The organism is Nocardiopsis sp. N85, assembly GCF_028882275.1.
Classification (GTDB): domain Bacteria; phylum Actinomycetota; class Actinomycetes; order Streptosporangiales; family Streptosporangiaceae; genus Nocardiopsis; species Nocardiopsis lambiniae.
In genome coordinates, this window is record NZ_JARBUT010000022.1 from 55,245 (window position 1) to 80,749 (window position 25,505).

The following is a 25,505-nucleotide window of genomic DNA, read 5'->3' on the forward strand; positions in this document are numbered from 1 at the left end:
GGGGGTCGGGTCTCCCGTCGACATGCGGAGGCCTTACCGGAAACCCGCCCCGAGAGTGATCGAAGGCGCGCACAACGAAGGGACGGGTGCCCACCTGCGTGGACACCCGTTCCTTCGTCGGGGTGGCGGGATTTGAACCCACGACTTCTTCGTCCCGAAGCGGAATCGGCGCAGAACCCCACCCTGGACCGATTTTCCGAACCGACCTAGAGTCCCTGGTAGAGCGGCGATTCGGAGTGTCGCTCAGGGCCGATCCCTGACAGGTGATGACGCACGGTCCACGGTCAGACCACGGTCGGGGAGAAGGGTTCAACCGTGGGGTTCTCACGGAAGCGGGTAGGGCGGGCCGGGAAACCGCGTTACACCGCCTACTACAAGGACATCAGGGACAGGGAGCGGTCGGCGGGGACTTTCGCCACCAAGCGGGACGCCGACAGGGCGTGGCAGCGCGCCGAGGCGAAGCAGGCCGAGGGGCGGGTGGGTGATCCGGCTCGTGGCCGGAAGTCCTTCCAGCGCTACGTCGAGGAGACCTGGCTGCCCAACCACGAGGTGGAGGCGACCACCAGGCAGAGCTACACCTACTCGATCCGCAGGCACGTCATGCCCGAGTTCGGGCCGATGCGGATGGTGGAAATCCTTGTAAGGACGCCTACGCCTTGTACCGGGCGCGCCGACGTGCGGAGGGCAAGGACGATCCCAGGTCTCCTCGGACCCCTGACACCGATGGGCACATCTCGTCAGACTGGTTCCGCCGCCAGATCTGGAAGCCCACCCTGAAGGCGGCCGACATCGGCGTCAGCCTGCGGATGCACGACCTTCGCCACGCGCACGCCTCGTGGCTGCTCGCGCGGGGCGCGGACCTCCAGATCGTGAAGGAACGCCTCGGCCACGCCGACATCGCCACCACGGCCCGCTACCTGCACACCCTCCCCGACGCTGACGAGACCGCCCTCGACGCCCTCTCCCGCATCCGCAACCGTTCCAGTCGTGAAGCGCGGGAGTGACGAGCATTCCGTTACCCTCGCGCCCGGTGCTCGGAACGACGAGGGAGGCGGGGCGGTCCTTGCGCACGAAGGACCGCGCGCAACTCGTCCACGTCACCAGCGCACACCAACACTGCGTGTCCGGTGTGGAGCGCGTTCGGCTTGAGCACGGCGATGTACTCGGGGGAGCCCGAGGAGTCGTGCACCTTCATCAGTTCGTAGTGGGTGAACTCGCGCCGTGCCCGGTACAGGGCGGCGCTGGGGTTGAGTTCGTAGGTCATCGCCGTGAGCCCTCCGTCCACGTGAGCTGGAAGAAGACACCGCATTCGGGCCAGGGCAACGCTCCCCACTCGTCGGCCAACGTGTCCACCAGGGCCAGTCCTCTCCCGGACTCCGCGAGAGGGGACGCCTGGTGTACTACAGGAGCCCGGGTGGGATCACGTGGTTCCCCGGTACGGACGGTGACCCGCACAAGCCCCGGTTCGGCGATGACCACCACGACGAAGCTCTCCCCGTCGTCTCCACTGCACGTGTGCCGGATCGCGTTCGTCGTCAGCTCGGAGACGAGGAGTTCCGCCCGCTCCACCACATCCTCGGGAACGTCGGCCTTCGCTTCTCTCAGGGCCGTGACGGTGAAGCGTCGGGCCTCGGCCACGTTCTCCCCGGTGCCCGGGAGCCGTACGGAGCAAGTGGGTACCAAGGCGGTCTGTCGGGGGTTCTGGGTCATCAACCTCACCCTGTGTCCCAGTCGGCTGTTCTATCGTGGTGGTGACGTTACGGAGCGGTCATGCCTGGTCGAAGTGACTGCCAGTACGAGTCCGAACCCCCTTCGAGGCCCCCATGCCGAAGAACAGCCGACCAACACTGACCACGGGTCAGGGTTTCTCCGCCGCGCCCGACTCCGAACGCGAGGGGCGGGTGTCCGGCCACGTCCTCAAGGCCCTCCGGAGGGCGGTCGGGCACACGCAGGAGTCCCTTGCCGAACGGATCGGCGTGGACGTGAGCACCCTTCAGGGATGGGAGTCCGGACGGCGCCCGCTGATGGCGGTCAGCACTGGCCAGTACTTCCGGCTGCGGCACCTCCTGCACCGGCTCGGGGCCGCTCCCCGCCTGCTCACGCAACTCGACACGGCACTGGAAGCCGACCGCTTCCTGGGATACGTGCTCGGAGCAGGGCGCACGGTCGACCTTGAGAGCCATCCGCTCGCCACGTGGGTGATCACGAGGCCGTTCACCGACCTGGTGGCCTGGCCGTTCATCGGGGTCGCTCCGGCAGTTCTCGCGGAGACGGGTTCATCCGTCAGGCGTGGGCCGACGGGCAGCGGTCCCGAACTGGCGGCGGATGAGCGCCAGCACATAAGCGCGCACTTGAGGGCTGCGGCCGAACAGGCGTCACGCGACACGGTGAAGGGGTCTCTCCTCCGTCGGCAGGCGCACTACGTGACGGGGTTCGACACCTCTGCGGAGACCGCCGAATGGCTAGCTGTGATGCAGGGAGCGGAGAAGCGCCGTCTTCGCGCCGCCGCGGAGTGGTCGCCCTCATGGGCGGTCGTGCGCTCCGGTGCCCACTCACTGGCCCGGAAGGGGGATACGGAGGCGCTTCCCGAGTTCATCGACGCGCACGTGTCCACCGATGCGTGTGAGAACGCCAACCTGAACTACTGGGCGTACTGGCTGGGCGAGGTGGCCGATCCACAGTTGGCCGACACGTTCATGGTCGAGTTGGACGTGGACGCCTGGCGGGGCGATCGCATGCTCAATCACCTCACGGGCAAGCTCGACCCCGCGAATCCCTATGTCGACATCGTCGTCCACAGCCTGTGGGCACTCATCATCCGCAAGCCGGGCCTCCTGGATGACAGGAACGCGGCGAGCACGACCCCGATCGTGCTCCGCCTTCTGGACGAGGGGACGGTTTCACAGCGATCCCGACGCGAACTGGAGGCCGTCCTCTACGCTCTTCGGATGGCACAGCGGAGGTAGAGGAGCCCCATGGCAGACGAGCAGGACACCAGCACCGTCGACTTCCTGTACGAGATCGGCCTGCTGAAGCGCTACAAGCGCACGGGCTGGCAGATCGCCGGGGTGACGGACCCCGAGTCCATCGCGGACCACTCGCACCGCACGGCCGTCGTCGCGGCGGTGATCGCCTCGCTCGAAGGAGCGGACCCGGAGCGCGCGGCGTTCCTTGCGCTGTTCCACGACACCCAGGAAACCCGGGTGATGGACATCCCCTACGTTGGCAAGCGCTACCTCAAGGCCGCACCCAACACCGAGGTGACCGCAGACCAGACGGCCGGTCTTCCGGAACCGCTGGCGGAGGTGATCGGCTCTGTGGTCGGGGAGTACGAGGCCAAGGAGTCGTTGGAGGCCCGCTGCGCACGCGACGCGGACAAGTTCGAATGTCTGTTGCAGGCCGTGGAGTACCGAGAGCAGGGCAACACGCACACGCAGGCGTGGATCGACACGTCCCTGGCCGCTCTCAAGACCGCCTCCGCGAAGCGCCTCGCGGAGGAAGCTCTGGCGCGTGGTCCCCTGGAGTGGATGCACGAGGCCCGAGACCGGTAGCTGGCGTCCGACCCCATCAGCCACACGAAGCTCAGTCGTGCACACGGATGGGTCTTTTCCTGTGCCAGTGAGCCGAGAAGTCCGTCTCGATCGCAACAAGTGGGCAGGAGCGCTCGCACGGGACGGACGGGACGTGATGGCAACGGAGGGCACGGGGCGACACTGCGCATGGCGGTCTCAGCGATTGCCCACCTACGTCAACCGGGTGGCCGTTGAACCGGTCGTTGCCCCCGTCCCTATGAGGGGCTACCCCTGCGTATGTGGCCTCCCAGATCAGTATGGGTGCAGGGGTGGACCATGGGCCCCCGACACGTGTCGCTCGCGACCGCTGTCAAATGTGGGGCGGCGTCGTGGCAGTGAGCTTTCCGAAGTCGACAGATCGACTTCTCTGGAGGCCTTGTGGCTCTGACCCTGGATGAACTCAGACAACTTCCACCCACCATCGACCTGATGACCGCCGCCAGCATCCTCGGCATCGGTCGTACGAAGGCGTACGAGCCGGCGCGCTGCGATGACTTCCCATGCCGGGTAGTCAGGATCGGTGGCCTCTACCGTGTCCCCACGGCGGATCTGCTGCGCGTGATCGGGGCGGCGGACGTCGATCATTGAGGATCGCGCGGTGTCGGGGGTGGCCGGTCGCGGCCATCTCGTGACGTTCAATCTCACGGTCGAACCACGGTCAAACAAGAAGAGGCCCGATCGCGGATGTCCGCGATCAAGCCTCTCGCCTGCTACTTCACAGTCGGGGTGGCGGGATTTGAACCCACGACCTCTTCGTCCCGAACTCGAATCAGTGGGGGAGCTTGCTGTGGGAACCGCTCGTGAGCTGCCCAGAGGGCATCGACAGAGTTCGTCTCGGTCCGTATGCGTACGCTTCCTGTGGCCCCCCATATGGCCCCCTCAGACAGTCCCTGAGCGGGAAGTTCAGGGCCACGATGGATCACCTTCGGCCGGTGGAGTTCGCCCGATGGAAGCGATCTCAGGAGGTCGGTTCTCGGGCCCGCGCGCACGAATTCTCGAGAACCACGCTCCCCGGTATCGGCACATCGAAGTGATCTCCCCTGGCCCGTGTTGGAGGGCTTGCCTAGGCTCGGTCTCGTGGACGAGACCCTGATCAAGATCCTTGACCTTCAGAAGCAGTGGAGCGCGAAGAACACCGAGGCCATGAAGAGCCGCGGGGTTCTGGTCCGCAACACGCTTCCGAATCAACTCCGGCAGCACACGGCGGTCTTGGCAGCAGCCCTGGGTGTGCCCGAGCTCGAGGTAGGGGTGGAAGGACGTGACGGGACGGGACTCAAGACGGAAGTTCCCTGGACCCGTGTCTACCTTCCACAACGTTCCTCCAGCGCGACGGACGGTTGGTACCTGGTCTACCTCTTCAGTGCGCAGGGGGATCGGGTCTATCTCTCCCTGATCCAGGGCACCAGTCGATGGACAGGGGCCGACTTCGCACCGCGAAGCCCGGAGGAGCTCGCTAAACGGGTGGCGTGGGCGCGACCTCTGCTGAAGGAGATGCTCTCCGAACGCAATGACCTCGTCGAGGACATCGACCTCCAAGCCACGAAGTCGAAGGTGGCACGTCGATACGCGGCCGGCAGCGTGGTCGCGATCGATTACGACCGCCACGCCATGCCGGACGAGACCACCCTCGTTGAGGACCTGCTATTCATGGCTCGCCTGCTCTATGCGGTTCACCAGGGCGAGGACACCGCCCCTCACGTCCCGGGTGACGCACCTCCTGAGGTGCTGGACGCCACCGACGCCGCTGCCAAGACGGCTGGACGGCGCACGAAGGCCGCCAAGGGCCAAGGGTTCCGACTGAGCGCACCCGATCGACGCGCGCTGGAACTGCACAGCGTCGGCATGGCCACCGCCTACTTCGAGAACCAGGGGTGGGAGGTCAAGGACGTCGGGGCCACGGAGTCCTACGACCTGCTGCTGAAGCGGGGGGACGAACGCCTGCACGTTGAGGTGAAGGGGACCACCTCCGAGGGCACCCAGGTGATCCTTACACGTGCTGAGGTCGAGAAGCAGCGCGAGCTCGCGCCTGAGAATGCTCTGGTGGTCGTGCACTCGATCCAACTGGATCGGAGCGTGTCACCACCTATGGCGAGTGGAGGCGTCCTGCACTGCACTTCGCCTTGGGTGATTGAGGAGGAAGACCTCACTGTCGTCTCCTACATTTACCGATCCGGAGTTGAACAGGTCATTTAACTACCCCTCTGAGCTTCTAACCTGGCAGGCAGGAGTTCGCCAGTGGCTGGCGCTGTCCTATTAGGTTTAGGCCTGGGTAGGCTGCTTCAAATGGCGATAAATAAAGCTAATTGCCAAGGGTCTAGACGTAGAAGAGTTGAGTGCTTGATTCATTGTGGTCGCTGCTTCTGTGTGCCTTGGTGGAGCCCCACTTTTTAATCCTATCAAGGGTTTCTTCGGAGGGGGTGTTCCAGTCAAGGGCGGCACTAATGATGTGCATTCCAAGTCGTGGGGGCACGGCGTTGCCGATTTGTTGGCTTATGTCGCGCCCTGACCATGGGTAGTCGGATGGAAACGTTTGAAGGCGACCCGCCTCTGAAAATGTGAACCGGGGCATCTCGGATCCATTTTCGGAAACAACACGGTTTCGAGATATTTTTCCAGTGACTGTAGCTGACGGCTCAGAGGAAGACCTCTGTCCGCGGGCTTTGGGGTCTCCTCCAGTTCCATAATTGGAAATCACAAAGAACTTTGAGTCTCGATCAAGGACATCTGCCATGGTCCTCCACGGGGCCAGCCCTGCATCCCCTTCCTCTCGAGGTACACCCTTGCGGTAGGTTCGATGAGTAGGAGAAGGAAGAGAGACTTTCTCGTTTCCGAATCGGGCAATTAGTACAGCCCTTTTTCGCGTCTGAGGGACGCCGTATGCTTCCGTGCGAAGAATGCCACAGGCCACGGAGTATCCTTCGCCTTTTAGTGCTTCGGCGTAGGCTTCCCATACCGGTAGCACTGCGGGGACCTGCTCGAGAACTATCGCTCGATAAGGAATTCCTTGTTCGTCGATTGCTTCGAGCGCCCAGCGGAGGGGTTCTAGTACCAAACCCGTGCGTTCATCTTCCATTGTCGAGAGATCTTTTTTTATCTCTCGGATATTTTCTCGCGCTACCATGCGCTTGACGAAGCTCAGAACATCATCGAGTGCTCTGCGGCCAGCTCCGCTGCCAGCAACAGTAAAGGTCTGGCAGGGGGGCCCTCCGGCAAGGACGTCAGCTCTGGGAAATTGTTTAGGTCCGAAGTCGCGCACATCGCCTTCAACTGTTTCGAGTCCGGCCGCGCGGCGTGTTTCGCAAGCTGAGGTATCCCATTCCACACCTACTGTTGGGATGCCAAGTTTCTCCGCTGCTACGTCTAGGCCGCCAGGGCCAGCGAATAGGTCCACAATCTGGACGGGGCGCACTTGGTCTCCAGGGTTTTTATGGGGTCACTCGTTCCGTGCTTCACGTACTTGGTGACCCTCATCACTATTGGTTGGTGGCGACCACCGAGCTTACCGTGTGCCGGGGGCGTAGGGTGACAATGCCTAAGGTTAAAGGGTTTTGATCAGAGTCCATCTTTGATGATGGGCGCTTCGCCTGGAGTGTCACCATCTCTCCAAAGTCCGTAGCGGATACCGTTGATCAGCGTTGTGGGACGGAGATCGCTGTCGGAGACACGAGCAAGTTTGGCGGAAACCCAGAACCCATTGCTAGGAACAGGTAGTCCTAGGTCCTTGGCAATTTGGGGTGCAGGTTTCATGTGGCCCAAAACTACGATGCCCTCTGGCCTTAGGTGTTTGCGCGCGTCGCGTGCTCGTTTTGGCCCGTCATGCTGTGTTGCCACGGTTACAACCGTTGTTCGATCTACGAGTTGTCCGAGCATTTGCCGGAAGAGCTCATTCACTCGAAGCTGACCCCCGTTTCCTCCTCCTTTGTATCCTTCTGATGCTCGGAAGATTGATTTGACTTTTTCGGGATCGCTTTTCTTTAGGTTGAGTAGGATATTTTCTGGGAGCTCCCCCCTCTCGACGATCCATCTAATTTTCCCTCGCGCCGCTGCCGAGATGGTTCTTTTCTTGTCGCCGTTCAATCCGCTGTTTAGGTTGTCCTCTGATATGCGAATTAGGCCTACCTGGAAGGTGCCTTGTTGGTCGTTGGCGCGCATTAGTAGGCAGATGTGCCCCATTGCCTCTCGTGGGATTGTCCATGTGCTTCCGATGGTAAACTTTGCGTCAACCTGGTGGCCATCGATATTGTAGTCCATGGGGTGGCCGTAGCCTAGGTCAAATTCTGCTCGAGCTACGATTTCAACCTTTGTTCCCAGGTATGTCTTTTCTGTTTTCTCTACCCGCTCTTTGCCTTTTTGTATATAGAGGTCGTATCGTCCTGTTCGTTGTCCGTCTAGTACTTCGTCGATGGATTTTCTGAATACTTGGGCGAAGCGTTCGATATAACCCTTCTGGTTTATAAACCAGGTGTGAACACTATCGATGCCTGCATCGTGCTCTGGGTTGGATGAGGGAGAAGTGGGGTGTTCTTCATCTATTTTTGAGGGGGATACGCTTGGTTGAAGGGATTCCACAGAGAAGAGGGAAGGGTCTTGAGTCACGGTCTGACTCTACGACCGGGCGCCGGCCTGCCGCTAGAGGAACCTCGACGCTGTGGATGACACCGGTCCTGTTCCGCGGCATGGCCGTCTAGAGCGCTCTGCGGAGCCGGACCGCGATATCAAGGGAAGGCGAGGTGTAGCAGTCGCCTGGCAGCTCGTCAGTGGCGTGTGAGGAGCAGCTGCGTATCCGCCGCCCTGTGAGTCTGGAGCGGGCTTCACCGGAGTAGAGTCCTCATCCGCCTTCAGGCGAGCGGTGACCGCTCCGGTGGTCAGCCGCAGGGCGTAGGAGCTTTCCAGCAGCATGGCCGGCTACCACGTTCACCAGCGCCAACGGCTTGAACGAGAGGCTCATCCGACTGGATTCCCCAGGTTCACCATGGTCGGTCGCTCATTGGGCGCCCCAGGTCGCCTGTGAGAGCCCGGTTTTCGGCCACGATGGATCACCCCAGGGTGAGCGAGTTCGCGTCGCTGCGCTGATCTCAGACGGCCGGATTTCGACCGCACACATGCAAGTTCTGGCCTGCCCCTCTGGGGAGCCCTACGGCACCCGCCGCAGAACCCGCACAACCCACAGAACCCCCGTATGTGCGGGTCAGCGCCCCGCGCCCCGGGGTCGCATTACCTCGCAGAACCTCCGCAGAACCGCAGAACCCCCTTGCGCGTAGGCTTCTGCGGTTCTGCGGAGGTATCGCGGCGTTCTGCGGTTCCGCTCTCCTGCATCCTGGCCTCGCACAACCCTGGTTTTGGAGGTTCTGTGAGTTCTGTGGCGCTCCCCAGGGGGAGTCAGCTCCCGGGAAGCAGGGACGTGCCGTCGTGCGCTCGAACATGGGGGCCGTCGTCGGCCAGAGCATCCCTGATGCGCACCCCTCGCGCTTCGGGGCAGCGCTCGATCGCTTCCTCCGGTGTGAGCCAGGTGGCCACGCTCGATTCGTCGCTGGTGCGCAGTTCACCGCCCACCGGTTCGCAGAGGAAAGCCAGGGAGACCACGGCGAGATCCATGTTCTTGTACACGCCGACCAGGCGGACCGGCTTGGCCTCGATCCCGGTCTCCTCGCGGACTTCCCGCACCACGCACTGTTCCGGGGTCTCGTTCAACTCCAAGACGCCGCCGGGCGGGACCCAGCGGCCGTCATCCGCGCGCTTGATCACGAGGACTTTGCTGTCCGTCTGTCGTACGACCACGCCGGTGACGCTGACGCTGTGTCGGGGTGTCTTGCCGGTCATGACCTCACGTCCTGTTCCCATGCGTAGGTGAGCTTCCATTGGAGAGCCGCCAGGACGTTCAGGCAGGTCTCTACCGGGCGGTTGTCCTTGTCGAAGGCGGTTCGGAGGATGGCGAACACCGGCTGTCCGGGTGAGATGTTCAGGAAGACCGCTTCATCCTCTTGGGCGCCGCGGACCTCGATGTCCTCGGTGAACCTCACCGGACCGAAGCCCCGTTCCGCGATACGGGCGTACATGCCGCTGGGACCGGTGTCCGGCATGGCGATGTCGACGCTCCCGGCCACGCTCATAGGGATGTACGAGGCCGCGATCTGTACCGGCTTGTCCTCTGCGTACATGTGGCGCTTGCGCAGCAGGGCCTGTTCGGACTCACCCAGCCGGAGGACTTCCGCGATGTCGGCCGGCGCATCCACGGAATCGCAGACGACCAGCTCCGTGCGGGAGGTGCGCCCGGCCTTGTTCAGCTCCTCTGCGAAGCTGCTGCCCGTCGGGCGGGTGCGGTAGTCCCGGTCAATGCGCCGGACCCGCTTGACCGTGGGCACTTCCAGGACGACGGAGCCCTTCCCGTGCTCCGTCCGGATCAGCCCTTCGGCTCGGAGCATGGCCATGGCCCGACTGATCGAGCTCTGGTTCAGGTCGTACTCCCGGGCAAGCTCCGGCTGGCTGGGCAGCGACGAACCTGCCGGGTACTCACCACGCTTGATGGCATCCCGCAACAGGTCCGCCACCTGCTTGTATCTGGCCTTCGGCGCTTCGAGGCTGCCCATCGGACCTCCGTCTTCTGACATATGTGGGGTGTTATTAAAGTAAGCGATCGGCCCCTCGGTCTCATCCCACGGCGATCCCCACAAGAACTTATTGCATATGTCTTGACGCCTATGACATAAGTCCGTACCGTCGAAGACACAGCAGCCCGAGGCCCTGCTTCATAGCCGCCAGCAGGGACCGGGCTTCCCACTCACACAGGAGGTTCCGTGAGCCCCGACCCCAAGGGCCTGACCACGGCGCAGCTCCGCGCCGAACTGGCCGACAACCGTCTCCCCTGCACCGCGCAGCCGGAGCTGTTCTTCGAGCCCGACACCAGTGACCGCTTCGGTGAGACGCCCGCCGCCCGCACCCTGCGCGAGCGCGCCGCCAAGGTCCTGTGCGACACCTGCCCCGTCCGCGCGATCTGCCTGGAGCTGGCCACGCGCGACCTGCCGCCTGCGGGCATCTGGGGTGGCCTCACCCACGATGAGATCCGCCGACTTTCCCGAGAGGCCGCCTGACATGGTCGACCGCATCCAGACCCCCGACACCCGCCCCATGTCCGCCCCGGAGCTGTTGGTTCTCGCTTCGGTCGTCGTCGGACAGCTCTCCGGCGACTACCCCGAACTGATGGTCAAGGTTGACCACCACGACGGCCCCCACGTCGACCTGTGGCTCTGCCCCAGCAGGAGCACCGTCAAGGAGCGCCGTCAGCTCGTCACCGACATTTCCCGCACCTTCGACGCCCCGGTCAACGGGTGGGAGACGCCCGTCGCGTCGGTCTACGCCCGGGACTGGAACGGGACCGGTGTCCGGGTCTCCTGCCTCTGCAAGATCGCTGACGACCTGACGGAGGAGTAGCCATGGCCACCCTGATCTCCCTGTTCGCGCTGTTCGCCGTCGTCGGCCTCACCTGGTGGCTCACCGGCAAGCAGCTGCCCAGCCCGCGCGCCGACCGCGACACCATCCGTCGCCTGTCCAAGCTGGGGGACCGTCGATGAACACCGCTCCCTGGCTGGACACGGTGACGGCCTGGGCCGTGACCCGCCCTGGTGGCTGGTCACGGCCCTGACCCTCGCCCTGGTCGTTCTCGCGGTCCGCTGGATCAAGCGGCGCCTGCCCCAGGTCGCCGCCGACCGCGCGAGCATCACGTCGACCCACCTGGTCATCACGGCCCTGGTCGGCACCGCCGCGACCGTCCTCATCGGGTTCGCGTTCGCCATGAGCTACGCCTCCCTGTACGAGGCCGCGACCTGGCTGGAGGACACCCCCTTCGGGGACCTGCGGTGGATGTTCCCCATCGGTATCGACGCCGTGATCGTGTTCTTCCTGGTCTTGGACCTGGTCATGGAATGGCAGGGCCGACGTCACCCTCTGGCGCGGTGGGCGGCCTACACCCTGTCCGCTGCCACCGTCGCGCTGAACATCGGGCAGACCGGCTCTGGTGAGGGTCTGGTCGGTCTGCTCGGTCACGCCGGACCGCCGGTGGTGATCATCCTGATCTCCGAAGCCGTCGCCGCGTGGGTGCGCCACATGGCCGGAATGATCCACGGGGAGCTGCCTGACCGTATCCCCGCCGGGCGGTGGATCGCACAGCCCTGGTCGACCTTCTTGGTCGCGCGGCTCATGCTCGGATGGGGCATCACCTCCTACGAGGCCGCCTTGCGGCTGGAGTCGGCACGCCAGTACGCCCGCAGCGTGCTGCGGCAGGAGTACGGCCGTGCCTGGCGCAAGCACACTCCCCGCCACGTGGTGTGGATGCTGGCGAACGGGCGCGACCTGCCCCAGGCCCTGCGGCTGGTGGACGCGCTCACCCCGTCCGTCCCCAAGACCCCGGAGCAGGCGGCGCGGATGCGCGCGTCCCAAGGGGCTGTCCCCTCCCCTGGGGAGGGTGTCCCCTCGACTGTTCGGGAAGGCGGGAGCGCCGCCCCAGAGCAGTCCGAGGAGACGCCTTTCGCGGACGCGATCGAGGCGTTCATGCGCGACAGGGGGGACGGTGACGGGACGGGTGTCCCCTCGGGGGACGGACCGGTCCCGACGCTGGACTCCGGCACCGGCCTCGGGCACTCGAACGGTCTGTCCCTGCCGGGTTGGGGTGACCTTCCCAGGGGGGATGAGACGGCCCCTGAGCAGGGACACGACGGCGGTGGGACGGTCGATGAGACCGAGCGGGACGGTGGGGACACCCTGATGGGACAGGCCCGCCGCGCCCTGTCCCGCCACCCCCGGATGAGTGCTCGCAAGCTCGCTGCGGAGCTGGGGTGCTCGAAGTCGCACGCCGCCCGTCTGCTCCAGCGCTACCGCGGTGAGACCCGCCAGAGCACGGAGGGGGACAGCGCATGAGACCCCCCACGTGGCGCACCCGGTTGCAGGCGGCACTGACCTTCGCCGACCACCTCCTGTTGCAGGCAGACACGCTGATCTCCGCCTGCCTGGACATCCGCCCCCTGCACAGGTCCGGAACCGAGTTCCTGCGCTGGCTGGGGCAGACCTGGCGCACCCATCTGGCCACCGCCCACGCCCGCCGCTACGGCCCCGGCCGCGGCGTGATCGCCGTGATCATCACCCGCCCGACCCAGAGCACCGAGGAGGACGAAACCCATGGCTGACGACGCCCCCAAGCCCCCGACCGAACGCTCCGAGCTCAAGCGCATCATGGCCGACCTGGAGATGATCCAGTTCGAGACCGGCTCGGACATCCGCCGCTACACCGAGACCGTCCGCAAGCTCTCCCGCGCGCTCGCTGTCGAGCTGGAGTTCTCCGCCCAGGAGCTGGAAGGCGCCCTGCGAGAGCTGCCGCCCGGCGACGGTGGTTCCCGCCTGGCGACCCGGCGCAAGGCCCGGTCCGTGGCCCGTCACCTGCGCCGTGCCGCCGAAGGACAGCGGGTCGTGGGGGTGGAGGCCGTGCGGACGTGGGGGTCGATGCTCAAGCACTTCGACTACCTGGTCAAGCGCAAGAAGGCCCGCAAGCCCATCGACCTGTCCGCCTGACCCACCCCAGCGGGGGCCGCACGGTGCGGCCCCCGCCCACCACACGGAGGAGAAGCTGATGGCTCGCACTGAGCTGGTCTACCGGGGTCGGGACGAGGACCCCGAGAAGAAGCGCCGCCCTCGCGCGACCTGGGGCGATTACGTTCGCCCCTGGTTGGCCGCCCCCGCTCTGATCCCGGGCGGGTACTTCACGCACTGGATGTGGGGCGACGCCGGCGTCTACACCGGCCTGGCCGCCGCCGCGATCGCCGCGGCCGGCGGGGTCGTCACCTACGCCGCCCACCGGCTCACTGGGGCGCGCACCTGGTACGCCCACCACATCGCCACCGCCATGACCGGCGGCGCCGGAGCCTGGCTCGCACTGGCCACCGTGTTCGGGCCGGAGCGTCCTCTCATGGACGCGCTGTTGATCGGCGGGGCGGCTGCGGCCGCGGTGTCCAACGTCCACCTGTGGGCGCGCGGGCAGGGCACCAACGAGGCAGCCCCGGCCAAGGGGCGGGTGCTGCCCTCCTTCGAGGAGATCGCTGCCAAGCTCCGGCTGCGCGACGTGCGCGCCCGCCTGGTCTCGGACACCGACATGCAGCAGCGCCACGAACTGACCTTGGAGAACGGGGAGACCGCCGAGTCGATCCAGGGCCGGGCGAAGGAGCTGGCGTCGGCCTACGGGGTGGCGCCGGGGGCAATCCGGGTGATCGAGGACCAGTCCCGCGCGGACCGGGCGGAGCTGGTCATCACCAAGAAGGACGTGATGGGCAAGCTCATCCCCTGGCAGGGGCTTCCCCCCGCGCACGTCGGGGCGGGCATCGCGGACCACCCCTTGCACCTGGGGACCTACGAGGACGGGGAGCCTTTCTTCAACCAGATCACCAACCGGCACAGCCTCACGGTCGGCATGGCGGGTGCTGGGAAGTCGGTGTACGGCAAGGTCAAGATGGTGCAGGTCGCCGCCCGAGCCGACACGTTCACTCTCGCGATCGACCTGGCGAAGGGTCGGCAGACCCTCGGGCCGATCGAGGGCGCGATCGGGTGGCCCGCCTACACCAAGGCCGCCGCGCGCGCCCAGCTCGCCGCCGTCAAGCGCGCGATCAAGGCCCGCGCCAACCACCTCGCGGACCAGGGCCACGCCCAGTGGGTGCCCGGGTGCGGGCTGACCTTCCTTCACCTGCTGGTGGAAGAGGCCGCCGAAGTCGTCGACTTCGAGGAGATCGTGGAGGTCGCCCGGGTGGCCCGGTCCACCGGCATCCACCTCGACCTGTCCTTGCAGCGGGCGACGTGGGGCAACCTCGACACTGACACCCGCGCCAACCTCGGTGACGGCATCTGCTTCGGCGTGCGCGACTTCGCCGACGCCTCCTTCGTCCTGCCCGACTACGTGACCGAAGCGGGCTGCGACCCGTCCCGGTGGCGCAAGTCCAAGCCGGGCGCCGCCTACGCCGCGATCGAGCACACCGACCCCGACCGGCACGTGGTCGCGGTCAAGATGTTCGGCCCGCCCACCACCGACCCCAAGGACGAGAACCGCGACCTGAAGGCCGCCGCAGACGCGCTCCCGAACCAGGACGAGAAGCTCGACCCCGTCACCCGCGCCGCCTTCGGCAAGGAGTACGCCGACTTCTTGGAGAGCCGCGGCCGCACCGCCACCGCCGCTCCGGTTCTCTCGGTGCCCGTCGTGGAGACCGGCCCGGCCGACGACGTGGACGACGAGGAGCTGATCGTGGACGCCGACATGGAGCCCATCGTGTTGACAACCCCCGACGACGACCCCGAGATCAGTGGCGACCTGGACACCTCGATACCCGACGACCTTGAGCAGGACTTCACGCTCCCGGTCCGCAAGAAGGGCACCAAGGCCAGTGCCGAAGAGGCTCGCGCCGCAGTCGACGCCCTCTTGGAGGACTGGGGCGCCGGCCACCAGTTCAAGGCCACCGACTTCAAGTCCGCTCTGGCGGACCTGGGAGTCGAGCGCGGCCGGAGCTGGTTCTACACCCAGCTCTCCGCTCTGGCCGACGACGGACGGGTCCGCTACGACGACGCCAGCGGCGTGTGGACCGTCCAGGAAGCACACGCGCTCGCTGCGGCCTGACACCCCCGGAACGGTCGTCCAAACCCTGTCCAAACCGCCGTCCAAACCGGGTGTCCAGACCCCGTCCAAACCCGGTTTGGACACCCGCTGACCTGTAACACCGCGCCGGGGCGTCCAACCCGGCCCCACACACGAAAGCGGCTCCGGTGCATAGCCGCCAAGCAACCACCGGAGCCGCGCTCCCAAAGAAGCACTCCTGACATCACTGCGAGGAGCACTCCCATGATGCAGCACCCCGGGGCGGGGGTCACGCCGTGACCGCCAACACCCGCTTCCTTGACACGACCGGCGGCCGGTACGGGATGCCGACCTACTCATGGGGCTACGCCTGGGTCTCCGCCCCGGGACTGGCCACCCGCAAACAGTTGGACGCCATGGGCCTGCGACCCGCCACCTCCCACGCCGACGCACAGCTCATGTGGCGCTCCCGCCGCGCCAAGAAGGGCCGGGTGCGCACCGCCGCCCTGTACCGGATCGACCAGGCCCGCCCCAAGCAGGAGTTCACCCCGGCCCGCCGCAAGGCGCTCGAAGCCGCGATGCGCGCCCGCCGCACCTGCCCGACCTGCCGTCAGGTGTTCGTCTACGTCATCCCCACCTCCCTCGGGCAGTGCCCTGCCTGCCACGAAGGCGGCACCCCGCAGGCGTGGGAACTGGAGGCCGCGGCATGAAGCGACAACTGCGCATCCTGGACCTGTTCTCCTGCGCCGGCGGGGCCGCGATGGGCTACCACCAGGCCGGGTTTGAGGTCGTCGGGGTCGACATCAACCCTCAGCCCCGATACCCGTTCGAGCACCACGTGGGCGACGCGATCGCCTTCGCTCTCGCGCACGGCAGCGAGTTCGACGCCATCCACGCCTCCCCGCCCTGCCAGGGAGAGGGCGCACCGGCCAAGGGCACCAACCCCGCCCGCGGACACGTCCACCCGCGGCTGATCACCCCGACCCGCACCGCCCTGGACAGCCTCGGTGTGCCGTACGTGATCGAGAACGTCGCCGGGTCCACGGTCCGCAAGGACCTGATGCTGTGCGGCGAAATGTTCGGCCTCGGAGTCCTCCAACACCGCTACTTCGAACTCTCCGGCACCCACATCCCCCAGCCCGTCCACCCGCGCCACCGGGGGCGGGTCCGCGGCTGGCGACACGGGGTGTTCTACGACGGCCCCTATGTGGCCGCCTACGGCAACGGCGGTGGCAAGGCCACCATCGCTGAGATGCAGCAGGCCAAGGGCATCACGTGGACCGACGACCACCGGGAACTTCGTGAAGCGATCCCGCCGGCCTGCACCGAGTGGATCGGAACCCACCTGGTGGCCGCCCTGACCGGACGGGAGGCCGCAGCATGAGTGCCCCGACCAGTGTCCTGCCCTACGCGATCGCCGCCGTCCGTCGCGGCTGGTACGTGTTCCCGCTGCGCACCCGCTCCAAGAAGCCCATCCGCGGGTTCACCGACTGGGAGCGGTACGCCACCCGCGAGGAGTCCGCCGTGGCCACCCACTGGGGAGCCCACCCCACCCACAACGTGGCCGTCGCGTGCGGCCCCTCCGGCCTGGTCGTGATCGACCTGGACACCCCCAAGGACGGCGAGACCCCGCCGCCGGAATGGGCGCGCCCCCGGATCACCAACGGCGCCGATGTGCTGGCCGCCCTCGCAGAGGAGCACGCCGACGGCGACACCCGTTGGATGGAGACGTTCACCGTGACCACGCGCCGGGGCGGCACCCACCTCTACTACGCCGCCCCCGCCAACGCCGCCTACCGCAACACCGCCGGGCGGCTCGGATGGCTCATCGACACCCGCGCGACCGGTGGATACGTCGTCGGCCCCGGCTCGTTCGTGGCCGACCCGGACGGTCGCGGACCCTACACCGTGGCCGACCCCTCTCCCGTGGCGCCGCTCCCCGGATGGTTGGCCACCCTGCTGGAGCCCGCCCGCCGGCGGCCGGTCACCGGAGGGCAGGTCTACCAGGCGCTCGCGAACAGCCCCGGCCTGGCCACCTACGTGACCCGCGCCCTGCGCGGGGAGGTCGACCGGGTGCTGGCCGCCAAGGAGGGCCGCCGCAACCACACCCTGAACACAGCCGCGTTCGCCGTGGGCACCCTCGTGGGCGCCGGGATGCTCCCCAAGCACTTGGCCGAAGACCAGCTCACCGAAGCCGCCCTTCGCATCGGGCTGGGAGACGACGAAGCCGAGGCCACCGTGCGCAGCGGCATGCAGGCCGGAATCCGCCGCCCCCGAGGAGCCGCCGCGTGAACCCCGAAACTGGGGCACCGGAAGCCGGGCAGGGGTGGGAGCACCCCACCCCGCTCGGTTCCCGCGGCGCGCTCCCCGCCTTCCCGGCCGACCGCCTGCCCGACTGGGTAGGAGCCTTCGTCACCGCCGTGGCGGAGGAGACACAGACGCCGGTGGACGCCGCCGGGTGCATCGCTCTGGCCGCCCTGTCCACCGCCGCCGGGGGCCGCGCCATCGTGCGGGTGCGCGGCACCTACACCGAGCCCGTGAACCTGTTCACCGTCGTAGCCCTGCCCCCGGGCTCGCGCAAGTCCGCGGTGTTCCGCGCTCTCACCTCGCCGATCCTCAAAGTCGAGAAGGAGCTTGCCGACCGCATCCGACCGCAGATCGTGGAAGCCGAACTCGCCCGGGAGATCGCCTCCGGGGTGGCGGAGAAGGCCAAGTCCAAGGCCGTCACCTCCAAGGGCGCACCCGACGCGCTCGCGGACGCCTCGGATGCCGCCGCCGCGATCGAAGAGATCAAGGTCCCGGTGCTGCCCCAACTGGTCGCCGACGACGTCACCCCGGAAGAAGCCGCCTCGATCCTGTCCGACCAGGGAGGACGCCTGTCCGTGCTGTCGGCCGAAGGCGGCATCTTCCAGATTCTCGCGGGCCGCTACTCCGGCGCGCCCAACTTCGACCTGTTCCTGAAAGGGCATGCGGGGGACATGCTCCGAGTCAACCGGCGCGGCCGTTACGAACACGTCGACTCCGCAGTCCTCACCCTGGGTCTGTCCGTACAGCCCGAGGTCATCCGAGAGATCGCCACCGGCCCCGGGTTCCGCGGCAAGGGCCTGCTCGGGCGGTTCCTGTACGCCCTGCCGGAGTCCAACATCGGCACCCGCGACGTCGACCCCGACACGGTCCCGCCCGAGGTGGCCGCCACCTATGAGGAGCGGCTGATGCGGATGGTGACGCACCTGTTCGACTGGACCGATCCGCAGGTGCTCCAGCTCTCCCCAGAGGCCGACGTCCTCCGGCTCGACTACGCGCGCGCCTTGGAGCCGCGGTTGCACCCCAAGCTCGGAGACCTCGGGCACATGTCCGATTGGGCGGGCAAGTCCGTGGGCGCGATCATCCGTATCGCCGCCCTGCTGCACCTGGCTGCGAACCCCGTCGACGGCTACCGGACGCCGATCGGTGCCGACACCATGGCCGACGCGATCGAGATCGGCCGGTACTTCACCCGCCACGCCGAAGCCGCCTTCGACCACATGGGCGCCGATCCCGAGACCGAGCGCGCCCGCCTGGTCCTGGAATGGATCGAGCGCAAGAAGCCCGCCCGGTTCACCGTCCGGGAGGCGTTCTCCGGCCTGCCGCGCGGCACCTTCCCCAAGGTCGCCGACGTCCTCCCCGCCTTGGAACTGCTGGAGGGTTACGGCTGGATCGCCGCAGAGCCCCCACCCCCGCGCAACCCGAAGGGAGGACGATCGCCCTCACCCGCCTACCAGGTTCACCCGCAGATCAGCGGCCCCGGCGCATAGCCGCCAAGCAACCGCCGGAGCCGTTCTCCCAGGAAGGAAGCACGATTATGACCGTTCACGAACTGCCCAAGCGGCTGTTCACCCTCACCGAGGCCGCGCACGTCCTGTCGATGGGACGCACCCGCCTGTTCGCCGAGATCCGCGCCGGCCGACTCGCCACCGTCGGCACCGGCAAGAACCGGCGCGTGACCGCCGACGCCATCGACGCCTATGTCGACCTGCTCAAGTCCGAGGCCACCGCCGCCTGACGACTCCCCGGCCGCTCCCCGCGGGGAGCGGCCGCCCCACCCTCTGACACAGAACAGGAGCGCTACAGCACATGGGGAGCAAGGAACCCGCGCCGAAGAAGCCTCGGGCGCACGCCGGGCAGGGCACGGTCTACTGGGACGAACAGAAGGGCTGCTACCGGGGAGAGATCTCGCTCGGCTTCACCCCGGCGGGCAAGCGCCGCCGCCCCAAGGTCTACGGCCGCACCAAGACCGAGGTCCGGGAAAAGCTCAAGGCGCTGGCGCAGGAAGCCAAGACCGGTGTGAAGTCTTCGGCGTCCTACACGGTCGCCGACTGCGTGGACGACTTCCTCAAGCGCGGGCTCAAGGGCCGCGCCCAAGGGACTGTCGACAAGTGCCGCATCCTGGCGAACAAGCACATCGTTCCGGAGCTGGGCAAGGCCAAGCTCAAGGACTTGACCGCCGACGACGTTGACGACTGGCTCGATTCCAAGGCGGGCGAACTCGCTACGCGAACGCTTCGTGAACTTCACGCTGTGCTGCGCAGGGCTATCCAGTTCGCCCAACGCCGGGACAAGGTGCTCCGCAACGTCGCCGAACTGGTCACCACTCCGGAAGGGAAAGAAGGGCGTCCGAGCAAGGCCCTCACGCTCTCTCAAGCCCGGGACGTACTCGCCGCGGCCAAGGGAACCCGGCTGTTCGCCTACGTGGTGCTGTCACTGATGATCGGAGTCCGGACCGAGGAAGCCCGCGCGCTCCGCTGGGAGCACGTCCACCTCGCCCCGCCCGGTGACATCCCTCCCCATGTGGAGGTCTGGCGTTCGGTGCGCGAGGACGGCGACACCAAGACGAAGAAGAGCCGTCGTACTCTGGCCCTGCCCGTCCCGGTAGTCGATGCTCTGAGGGCGCACCAGGCCGCACAGGAGGACGACCGGAAGGTCGCGGGCAAGGCATGGCAGGACAACCGCCTCGTGTTCGCCACGACGGTCGGGACCGAGTTGGACGCGGCCAACGTCCGGCGTGCCTTCCGAGCGATCGTGAAGGAGTCCGGGATCGGTGGGAGCTGGACACCGCGCGAGCTGCGGCACAGCTTCGTCTCCCTGATGTCGGAGAAGGGCGTGCCCCTCGAAGCCATCGCGCGCCTGGTGGGCCACAGCAGCACCGCCACGACGGAGACGGTCTACCGGAAGGAGCTCCGGCCGGTCATCACCGAGGGGGCCGAAGTGATGGAAGATCTCTTCCGCTGAGAGTCACTAGCCGAAAGCTGGCAAAGAAACGGTCTTTTAGGAACATAATGGTCTTGCCTTAGTGTGACCTGCATCACTTCTGATCTCCAGGTCCGTGGCTCCATGTAAGCGCAGTGGAAAATAACCGCAGGTCATGGGTATGTCGAAATTCTACATAGGGGGTGTTGCGATCCTTTGACCTGCGAGTTTCTGTTTCAGAAATTCCAAGCTGCCGCTGGAGGCGATAAGTTTGGGTGTGCAGACGCTCTGGGTCTCTCCTTGCTGTGACCGGCGGGGGCTAGCGCCGACGGTCACAGCAGATCGCTGCAAGTCACAGTAGGCGTGCTAGGAGGAACTGTGGAGCCGATGCGCAGGTACCGCAACTGGGAGAGTCCGAACTTCTGGCGCTTCCTTGAGGTCCTGTTCCGTCTTTTGGTGGAGATCACCAAGGGCAGCTAGGCTAGCCCCCTTTTGGGGGCCAGCCTTTGGTTGGGTGGGGCCCTGGCGTTGCTTTGCGGGCGGTGTCGGGGCTCCCACTCATCTCTTACTGCGTGATTCTGTATATACACTTTACCCCATGTTCCGCATGTGCGGAATCAGGCGCGCGATGTGGGATGGCGAGTCTTGCCTGCTGGTCAAGTAGCGGATCTCAGTAGAAGATCGGGATAATTCGCATGTGCGGAAACCTGAGTGTTTCGTATATACGAAACCGGGTCCAGAGGCAGGCCAGGTGATCCTGGAGCGGGGCTTAGAAGCTCTCTGCGGGGAGGCTGCAGGCGATGCCGCTGGCCCCCTATTTGGCCCCCAGCACGACGAAGGCCGGTCCCGTAGGACCGGCCTTCGTGCTGGTCGGGGTGGCGGGATTTGAACCCACGACCTCTTCGTCCCGAACGAAGCGCGCTGCCAAGCTGCGCTACACCCCGAAGCAACGAGCCCAAGTCTAGCGGACATGGGGAGTGCTCGGGTAATCGATATCGGTGACGTCGCTCAACCGCCCCCGGGGCAGGCCACGAGGTCCAGCAGTGATGCCTCCGGGCGGCAGCAGAACCGCACCGGCGCGTACGGCGAGGTGCCCAGGCCGCCGGACACGTGCAACCACGCCCCCGCGTACTCGTTCAGCCCCCACGCCCGCGGTCGGTCGATCCCGCAGTTGGTGACCAGTGTCCCGTAGAACGGCAGGCACAGCTGGCCGCCGTGGGTGTGACCCGCGAGCATCAGCTGGTATCCGTCGGCCGCGAACCGGTCCAGGTTGGCCGGCTCCGGCGAGTGCAGCACGCCCAGCCGCAGGTCCGCGGTCGGGTCGGCCGCTCCCGCGATCTCGTCGTAGCGGTCCAGCTTGATGTGCGAGTCGTGCACACCCGCCAGCGCCACACCGAGTCCGCCGGCCTTCAGCGACCCCTTCCGGTTGTTCAGGTCCAGCCACCCCGACCCGGACATCGCCGCGCCCAGTTCGCGCCAGGGCAGGTCCGGCACCCGGCGCTTGCGGTAGTCGTCCTTGCTGGTCCGCCACAGGTAGCGGGCCGGGTTCTTGAACTGGGGGGAGAACAGGTCGTTGGACCCGTACACGAACGCGCCCGGCCGGTCCAGGAGCGGCCCCAGGGCGTCGATGAACGGCTCCACCGCCTCCGGGTGCGCCAGCGAGTCGCCGGTGTTGATCACCAGGTCCGGTTCGTACCTCTCCAGGCCCCGGATCCAGTCGATGAGCATCCGGCGTCCCGGCGTCAGGTGCGCGTCCGACAGGTGCAGGACGCGCAGTCGCGGGCTGCCCGGGGGCAGCAGGGGAAGCTCGTACCGGCGCAACCGGAACCAGTTGCGCTCGATGACCGAGGCGTAGGTCAGCCCCGCCACCCCGACGGCCCCCGTGATCGCCGCCGTACGGCCCACGTCGCGCAGGAGTCGTCCCTTGTCGATGCCCATGCCGCCTTCTTCCTCATCGGGCCCGGCTCAGGGATGCGGTGCCATCCGTCGGCGTGCCCCGTGCGGGACGGAGCGGTCGCGGATCGGCGTCCCCGCACCCCCGCTGATCGTCTCAGATCCGCGTCGCCCGTGCACAAAACGTTGGTGGGTCCGCCCGCCGCCACCGTAGGATCGGCCCATGTCCGAACTCAAAGACCGTCTCAAGAGCGACCTGACCACCGCCATCAAGGCGCGTGACAAGGTGCGCACCGGCACCCTTCGCATGGTCCTGGCCGCGATCTCCACCGAGGAGGCCGCCGGTTCCACTCAGCGCGTCCTCGGTGACGACGAGGTCGTCACGCTGCTGACCCGCGAGGCCAAGAAGCGCCGGGAGGCCGCCGAGGCGTTCGAGAAGGGCGGTCGTCCGGAGCAGGCGCAGGCCGAGCGGGCCGAGAGCGCGGTCATCTCCGACTACCTGCCGGCGCAGCTCACCGACGAGGAGCTGGCCACCATGATCTCCGACGCGATCCGGGAGACGGGCGCGGAGGGACCCAGGGGCATGGGCCAGGTCATGAAGGTCGTCAACCCGAAGATCGCCGGCCGGGCCGAGGGCTCCCGGGTGGCCGCCGAGGTCAAGCGGCAGCTGGCGGGCTGACACCCCGCGCACACGAGGGGGCCGCGGCGTGCGCCGCGGCCCCCTCGTCGTGCTCCGGTCAGTCCCGTGGTCCGGTCGTCGGCGTGTGCGCCGGTCGCACCCGGAACCATCCGTCGTCGTCATCGGTGGTTCCCGCGGTCCCGCCGCCCTGGCTCAGGAACACGTTGACCGTGGCCCCGCGCGGCAGGCGCGTTCCGGGATCGGGGTTGACCGCGGCCACCGCGCCCTCGGGCTCGGACGAGTTGAGGCGGGTGGCGGACACGTTCACCTCGTAGCCGGCCGCCTCCAGGAGCCTCACGGCCTCGGACTCGGTCTGGCCGACCACGTCGGGCACACCGCCGTCGTCGGACGCCGGGCTGGGGTCGTCGTCCGGCTCGGGCGAGGCAGGCCTGGGCACCGACGTCGAACCGAACCGGCCCGGCGCGGACGGCAGCTGCTTCACCTCCAGTCCCTCGTGCGCGCCCTGGAAGGTCTCCTTCCAGATCTGCCCGGAGATCGTCGCCCCGTACACCACCGGGAAGTAGCGATCGCCGATGGTGACGTTGGTCAGCGGGTACTGCTGCGGACCGCGCGGGTCGGCGACGAACACCGCCGCCGCCATCTGAGGCGTGAACCCGGCGAACCAGGCCGCCGCGGAACCGTCGGTGGTACCGGTCTTGCCCGCCGCCGGGCGGCCGATGCCCAGGGCGCTCGCGGTACCGCCGTTGAACGTCTGCGACAGCAGGTAGGAGACGCCGTGGGCGACGTCCTCGTCCAGCGCCCGCTCGCACTCGGGCTCGATCTCGATCGTGGTGTCGGACTGCTTGTCCTCGATCGTGGTGATGGCCTGCGGCTCGCAGTACATGCCACCCGAGGCGAACGTGGCGTAGGCGTTGGCGACCCGCAGCGGGGACACCTCCTCGCTGCCCAGGGTGAAGCTGCTGTTGGCCAGCGAGTTCTCGTTCTCGGTGAACAGGGTGCCGTCGGCGCGCTTGAGGCCCAGCTTCTCGGCCATCTCCATGACGTCGCAGATGCCGACCTTGGCCTGCAACTGCGCGAAGTAGGTGTTGGACGACGCCTTGGTGCCCGACACCATGTTGTGCGTGGTGCCCGAGGCGGTGTCACCGGCGTTGCTCGGTTCCCAGGTGGACAGGGATCCGCCGTTGCAGCTGCGCTGCCCCGACACGGACACCTTGGTGGGCGAGTTGAACGCCGTGCTGAACGGCATCCCCTCCTCCAGCGCCGCGGCCAGGGTGATCGCCTTGAAGGTCGACCCTGCCTGGAACCCGCTGCTGCCGCCCCGGTCGGCGTCGGTGGCGAAGTTGATGGAGGTCTCGCCGAGCTTGCTCTCGTCGGGGCCGTAGTTGCGCCCCTGCGCCATGCCGAGGATGCGGCCGGTCCCCGGTTGGATGACGACCTCGGCCGCGACCTTGCGGGACTCGTTCTTGCGCGGCACCCACTTGTCCACCGCCTCCTGCGCGGACTTCTGGGTCTGCGGCACCAGGGTGGTGTGGATCTCCAGGCCGGCGGTGCGCAGCCAGCGCGCCCGCTCGGTCTCGTTGGGGCCGAAGCGATCGTCCTTCTCGATCTCCTGGACCACGTAGTCGCAGAAGAACGGCTGCTTGCTGGGCACGCACCCGTTGGGCGGGGTGTCCAGGTCCACTTCCAGCGGCTCGGCCTTGGCCTCCTCGGCCTCGGCCTCGGTGATGGCCCCGGAGGCGACCATGCGGTCGAGCACCACGTTGCGGCGTTCGACGGTCTGCTCGGGGAAGAACCGCGGGTTGTACAGGTACGGGTAGCGGACCAGACCGGCGATGGTCGCGGCCTGGTGCAGCTCCAGCTCGCTGGCGGGGACCTTGAAGTAGTGCTGTGCGGCCGACTCGACGCCGTAGGCGCCATCGCTGAAGTAGGCGATGTTGAGGTAGCCCTCAAGGATCTCGTCCTTGGTCATCCGCTTCTCCAGGGCGATGGCGTAGCGCAGCTCCCGGATCTTGCGGGCGATCGTCTCCTCGCGGGCGGTCTCCAGCTCCTCCTGGGAGGTGGCCGCCTCGATCTGGACGTTCTTGACGTACTGCTGGGTGATGGACGAGGCGCCCTCGGTGTTGCCGCCGAGGGTGCGCAGGGCCGCGCGCAGCGTGCCCGACACGTCCAGACCGCCGTGCTCGTAGAAGCGGGCGTCCTCGATGGAGAGGATGGCGTCGACCATCACCGGGGAGACGTCGTCGAGGGAGATGAGCTCGCGGTTCTGATCGAAGATCTCCGCGATGACACCGCCCTCGCTGTCATAGATGGTGGAGCGCTGCGGGGGAGGCGGCGTCTCCAGATTGCCGGGCATGTCGAGGAAGCCGGCGGCGACGTTGCGGGCTGTGATGCCGACGCCACCGACGGCGGGCAGTGCCAACGCGGCGACCAGGAGTCCGGCGATGGCACTGACGACGACCAGTTGGCTGATTCTCTGAAGCAATGTCCCCTGACCCACCCCATCAGATTAGGTGACCACATGAGCGCCGAGAGGTGCGCTGTGGAACGGATGGTGCTCGGGCGTACCGAAACGCCC

At 66.9% G+C, this 25,505-nt stretch carries 27 protein-coding genes and 1 tRNA gene; 19 read left to right on the top strand and 9 right to left on the bottom strand.

The genetic code is table 11. The features are described 5' to 3' along the window. The first annotated feature begins 656 nt into the window (after window positions 1–656). The gene (locus tag PWG71_RS28880; protein WP_446725092.1) at window positions 657–1,004 is read left to right on the top strand and encodes a tyrosine-type recombinase/integrase; all 348 of its coding nucleotides are present in this window, start codon (window positions 657–659) and stop codon (window positions 1,002–1,004) included. A gap of 11 nt (window positions 1,005–1,015) precedes the next feature. On the opposite strand, the gene PWG71_RS24145 is transcribed toward PWG71_RS28880, so the two are convergent. Together PWG71_RS24145 and PWG71_RS24150 are read right to left on the bottom strand one after the other, a co-directional pair. After that, a complete protein-coding gene (locus PWG71_RS24145) occupies window positions 1,016–1,264 on the bottom strand; it encodes a hypothetical protein (protein ID WP_274812271.1) in 249 nt (82 codons plus the stop codon). Beyond that, on the bottom strand, window positions 1,261–1,710 hold the full coding sequence (locus PWG71_RS24150; RefSeq protein WP_274812272.1) for an ATP-binding protein: 450 nt from the start codon (window positions 1,708–1,710) through the stop codon (window positions 1,261–1,263). Before PWG71_RS24150 ends, PWG71_RS24145 begins: the two co-directional genes overlap by 4 nt. A 113-nt stretch (window positions 1,711–1,823) precedes the next feature. On the opposite strand from PWG71_RS24150, the gene PWG71_RS24155 reads away from it, so the two are divergent. From PWG71_RS24155 to PWG71_RS24170, 4 genes are all read left to right on the top strand, one after another. Then, window positions 1,824–2,966 (top strand): helix-turn-helix domain-containing protein, encoded by a 1,143-nt coding sequence (locus tag PWG71_RS24155; RefSeq protein ID WP_274812273.1) that lies wholly within the window; start codon window positions 1,824–1,826, stop codon window positions 2,964–2,966. Between the two features lie 9 nt (window positions 2,967–2,975). After that, window positions 2,976–3,551, top strand: coding sequence for an HD domain-containing protein (locus PWG71_RS24160; RefSeq protein ID WP_274812274.1), 576 nt, complete (start codon window positions 2,976–2,978; stop codon window positions 3,549–3,551). A 399-nt stretch (window positions 3,552–3,950) separates the two neighbouring features. Then, the gene (locus PWG71_RS24165; RefSeq protein WP_274812275.1) at window positions 3,951–4,160 is read left to right on the top strand and encodes a DNA-binding protein; all 210 of its coding nucleotides are present in this window, start codon (window positions 3,951–3,953) and stop codon (window positions 4,158–4,160) included. 489 nt (window positions 4,161–4,649) lie between these two features. After that, window positions 4,650–5,765 (top strand): MrcB family domain-containing protein, encoded by a 1,116-nt coding sequence (locus PWG71_RS24170; protein ID WP_274812276.1) that lies wholly within the window; start codon window positions 4,650–4,652, stop codon window positions 5,763–5,765. A gap of 121 nt (window positions 5,766–5,886) precedes the next feature. On the opposite strand, the gene PWG71_RS24175 is transcribed toward PWG71_RS24170, so the two are convergent. The 4 genes from PWG71_RS24175 to PWG71_RS24190 form a co-directional block, all read right to left on the bottom strand. Continuing rightward, window positions 5,887–6,981: a DNA cytosine methyltransferase gene (locus tag PWG71_RS24175; RefSeq protein WP_274812277.1), complete on the bottom strand. Its 1,095-nt coding sequence runs from the start codon at window positions 6,979–6,981 to the stop codon at window positions 5,887–5,889. Window positions 6,982–7,124: 143 nt separating this feature from the next. Beyond that, entirely contained in the window at window positions 7,125–8,168 is a 1,044-nt protein-coding gene (locus PWG71_RS24180) for a NaeI family type II restriction endonuclease (RefSeq protein WP_274812278.1), read from the bottom strand. A 783-nt stretch (window positions 8,169–8,951) separates the two neighbouring features. After that, window positions 8,952–9,392, bottom strand: a complete 441-nt coding sequence (locus PWG71_RS24185) for an NUDIX hydrolase (protein ID WP_274812279.1) — start codon at window positions 9,390–9,392, stop codon at window positions 8,952–8,954. Continuing rightward, on the bottom strand, window positions 9,389–10,159 hold the full coding sequence (locus PWG71_RS24190; protein WP_274812280.1) for a GntR family transcriptional regulator: 771 nt from the start codon (window positions 10,157–10,159) through the stop codon (window positions 9,389–9,391). The genes PWG71_RS24185 and PWG71_RS24190 overlap by 4 nt, the downstream gene beginning before the upstream one ends. Before the next feature lie 207 nt (window positions 10,160–10,366). On the opposite strand from PWG71_RS24190, the gene PWG71_RS24195 reads away from it, so the two are divergent. The 13 genes from PWG71_RS24195 to PWG71_RS24255 all read left to right on the top strand — a co-directional run bounded on the left by PWG71_RS24195 (window position 10,367) and on the right by PWG71_RS24255 (window position 20,439). Then, entirely contained in the window at window positions 10,367–10,660 is a 294-nt protein-coding gene (locus tag PWG71_RS24195; RefSeq protein ID WP_274812281.1) for a WhiB family transcriptional regulator, read from the top strand. A 1-nt stretch (window position 10,661) separates the two neighbouring features. Further along, window positions 10,662–11,000, top strand: a complete 339-nt coding sequence (locus PWG71_RS24200; protein ID WP_274812282.1) for a hypothetical protein — start codon at window positions 10,662–10,664, stop codon at window positions 10,998–11,000. A gap of 2 nt (window positions 11,001–11,002) precedes the next feature. After that, complete coding sequence (locus PWG71_RS24205; protein ID WP_274812283.1) at window positions 11,003–11,140, top strand: hypothetical protein; 138 nt, start codon at window positions 11,003–11,005, stop codon at window positions 11,138–11,140. A 202-nt stretch (window positions 11,141–11,342) separates the two neighbouring features. Next, a complete protein-coding gene (locus tag PWG71_RS24210; protein ID WP_274812327.1) occupies window positions 11,343–12,482 on the top strand; it encodes a DUF2637 domain-containing protein in 1,140 nt (379 codons plus the stop codon). Next, a complete protein-coding gene (locus PWG71_RS24215) occupies window positions 12,479–12,748 on the top strand; it encodes a hypothetical protein (RefSeq protein WP_274812284.1) in 270 nt (89 codons plus the stop codon). The genes PWG71_RS24210 and PWG71_RS24215 overlap by 4 nt, the downstream gene beginning before the upstream one ends. Further along, on the top strand, window positions 12,741–13,130 hold the full coding sequence (locus PWG71_RS24220; protein ID WP_274812285.1) for a hypothetical protein: 390 nt from the start codon (window positions 12,741–12,743) through the stop codon (window positions 13,128–13,130). The genes PWG71_RS24215 and PWG71_RS24220 overlap by 8 nt, the downstream gene beginning before the upstream one ends. A gap of 58 nt (window positions 13,131–13,188) precedes the next feature. Then, window positions 13,189–15,213: a hypothetical protein gene (locus PWG71_RS24225; protein ID WP_274812286.1), complete on the top strand. Its 2,025-nt coding sequence runs from the start codon at window positions 13,189–13,191 to the stop codon at window positions 15,211–15,213. Between the two features lie 254 nt (window positions 15,214–15,467). Next, entirely contained in the window at window positions 15,468–15,881 is a 414-nt protein-coding gene (locus PWG71_RS24230; protein ID WP_274812287.1) for an RRQRL motif-containing zinc-binding protein, read from the top strand. After that, window positions 15,878–16,555, top strand: coding sequence for a DNA cytosine methyltransferase (locus tag PWG71_RS24235; protein ID WP_274812288.1), 678 nt, complete (start codon window positions 15,878–15,880; stop codon window positions 16,553–16,555). The genes PWG71_RS24230 and PWG71_RS24235 overlap by 4 nt, the downstream gene beginning before the upstream one ends. Beyond that, the gene (locus tag PWG71_RS24240; RefSeq protein WP_274812289.1) at window positions 16,552–17,463 is read left to right on the top strand and encodes a bifunctional DNA primase/polymerase; all 912 of its coding nucleotides are present in this window, start codon (window positions 16,552–16,554) and stop codon (window positions 17,461–17,463) included. Before PWG71_RS24235 ends, PWG71_RS24240 begins: the two co-directional genes overlap by 4 nt. Continuing rightward, window positions 17,460–18,965: a YfjI family protein gene (locus PWG71_RS24245; protein WP_274812290.1), complete on the top strand. Its 1,506-nt coding sequence runs from the start codon at window positions 17,460–17,462 to the stop codon at window positions 18,963–18,965. Before PWG71_RS24240 ends, PWG71_RS24245 begins: the two co-directional genes overlap by 4 nt. Before the next feature lie 47 nt (window positions 18,966–19,012). Next, window positions 19,013–19,213 carry a hypothetical protein gene (locus tag PWG71_RS24250; RefSeq protein WP_274812291.1) on the top strand — a complete coding sequence of 67 codons (201 nt, stop codon included), beginning with the start codon at window positions 19,013–19,015 and terminating at the stop codon, window positions 19,211–19,213. 71 nt (window positions 19,214–19,284) lie between these two features. After that, the gene (locus PWG71_RS24255) at window positions 19,285–20,439 is read left to right on the top strand and encodes a tyrosine-type recombinase/integrase (protein ID WP_274812292.1); all 1,155 of its coding nucleotides are present in this window, start codon (window positions 19,285–19,287) and stop codon (window positions 20,437–20,439) included. Between the two features lie 825 nt (window positions 20,440–21,264). On the opposite strand, the gene PWG71_RS24260 is transcribed toward PWG71_RS24255, so the two are convergent. Further along, window positions 21,265–21,341, bottom strand: a tRNA-Pro gene (locus PWG71_RS24260). A gap of 64 nt (window positions 21,342–21,405) precedes the next feature. Beyond that, window positions 21,406–22,335 carry a metallophosphoesterase gene (locus PWG71_RS24265; protein ID WP_274812293.1) on the bottom strand — a complete coding sequence of 310 codons (930 nt, stop codon included), beginning with the start codon at window positions 22,333–22,335 and terminating at the stop codon, window positions 21,406–21,408. A gap of 178 nt (window positions 22,336–22,513) precedes the next feature. Between PWG71_RS24265 and PWG71_RS24270 the strand changes: the two genes are divergently transcribed. Then, a complete protein-coding gene (locus PWG71_RS24270) occupies window positions 22,514–22,969 on the top strand; it encodes a GatB/YqeY domain-containing protein (RefSeq protein WP_274812294.1) in 456 nt (151 codons plus the stop codon). 58 nt (window positions 22,970–23,027) lie between these two features. Here the strand turns inward: PWG71_RS24270 and PWG71_RS24275 are convergent, their stop codons facing one another. Next, entirely contained in the window at window positions 23,028–25,412 is a 2,385-nt protein-coding gene (locus PWG71_RS24275; protein ID WP_274812328.1) for a penicillin-binding protein, read from the bottom strand. Between the last annotated feature and the right edge of the window lie 93 nt (window positions 25,413–25,505).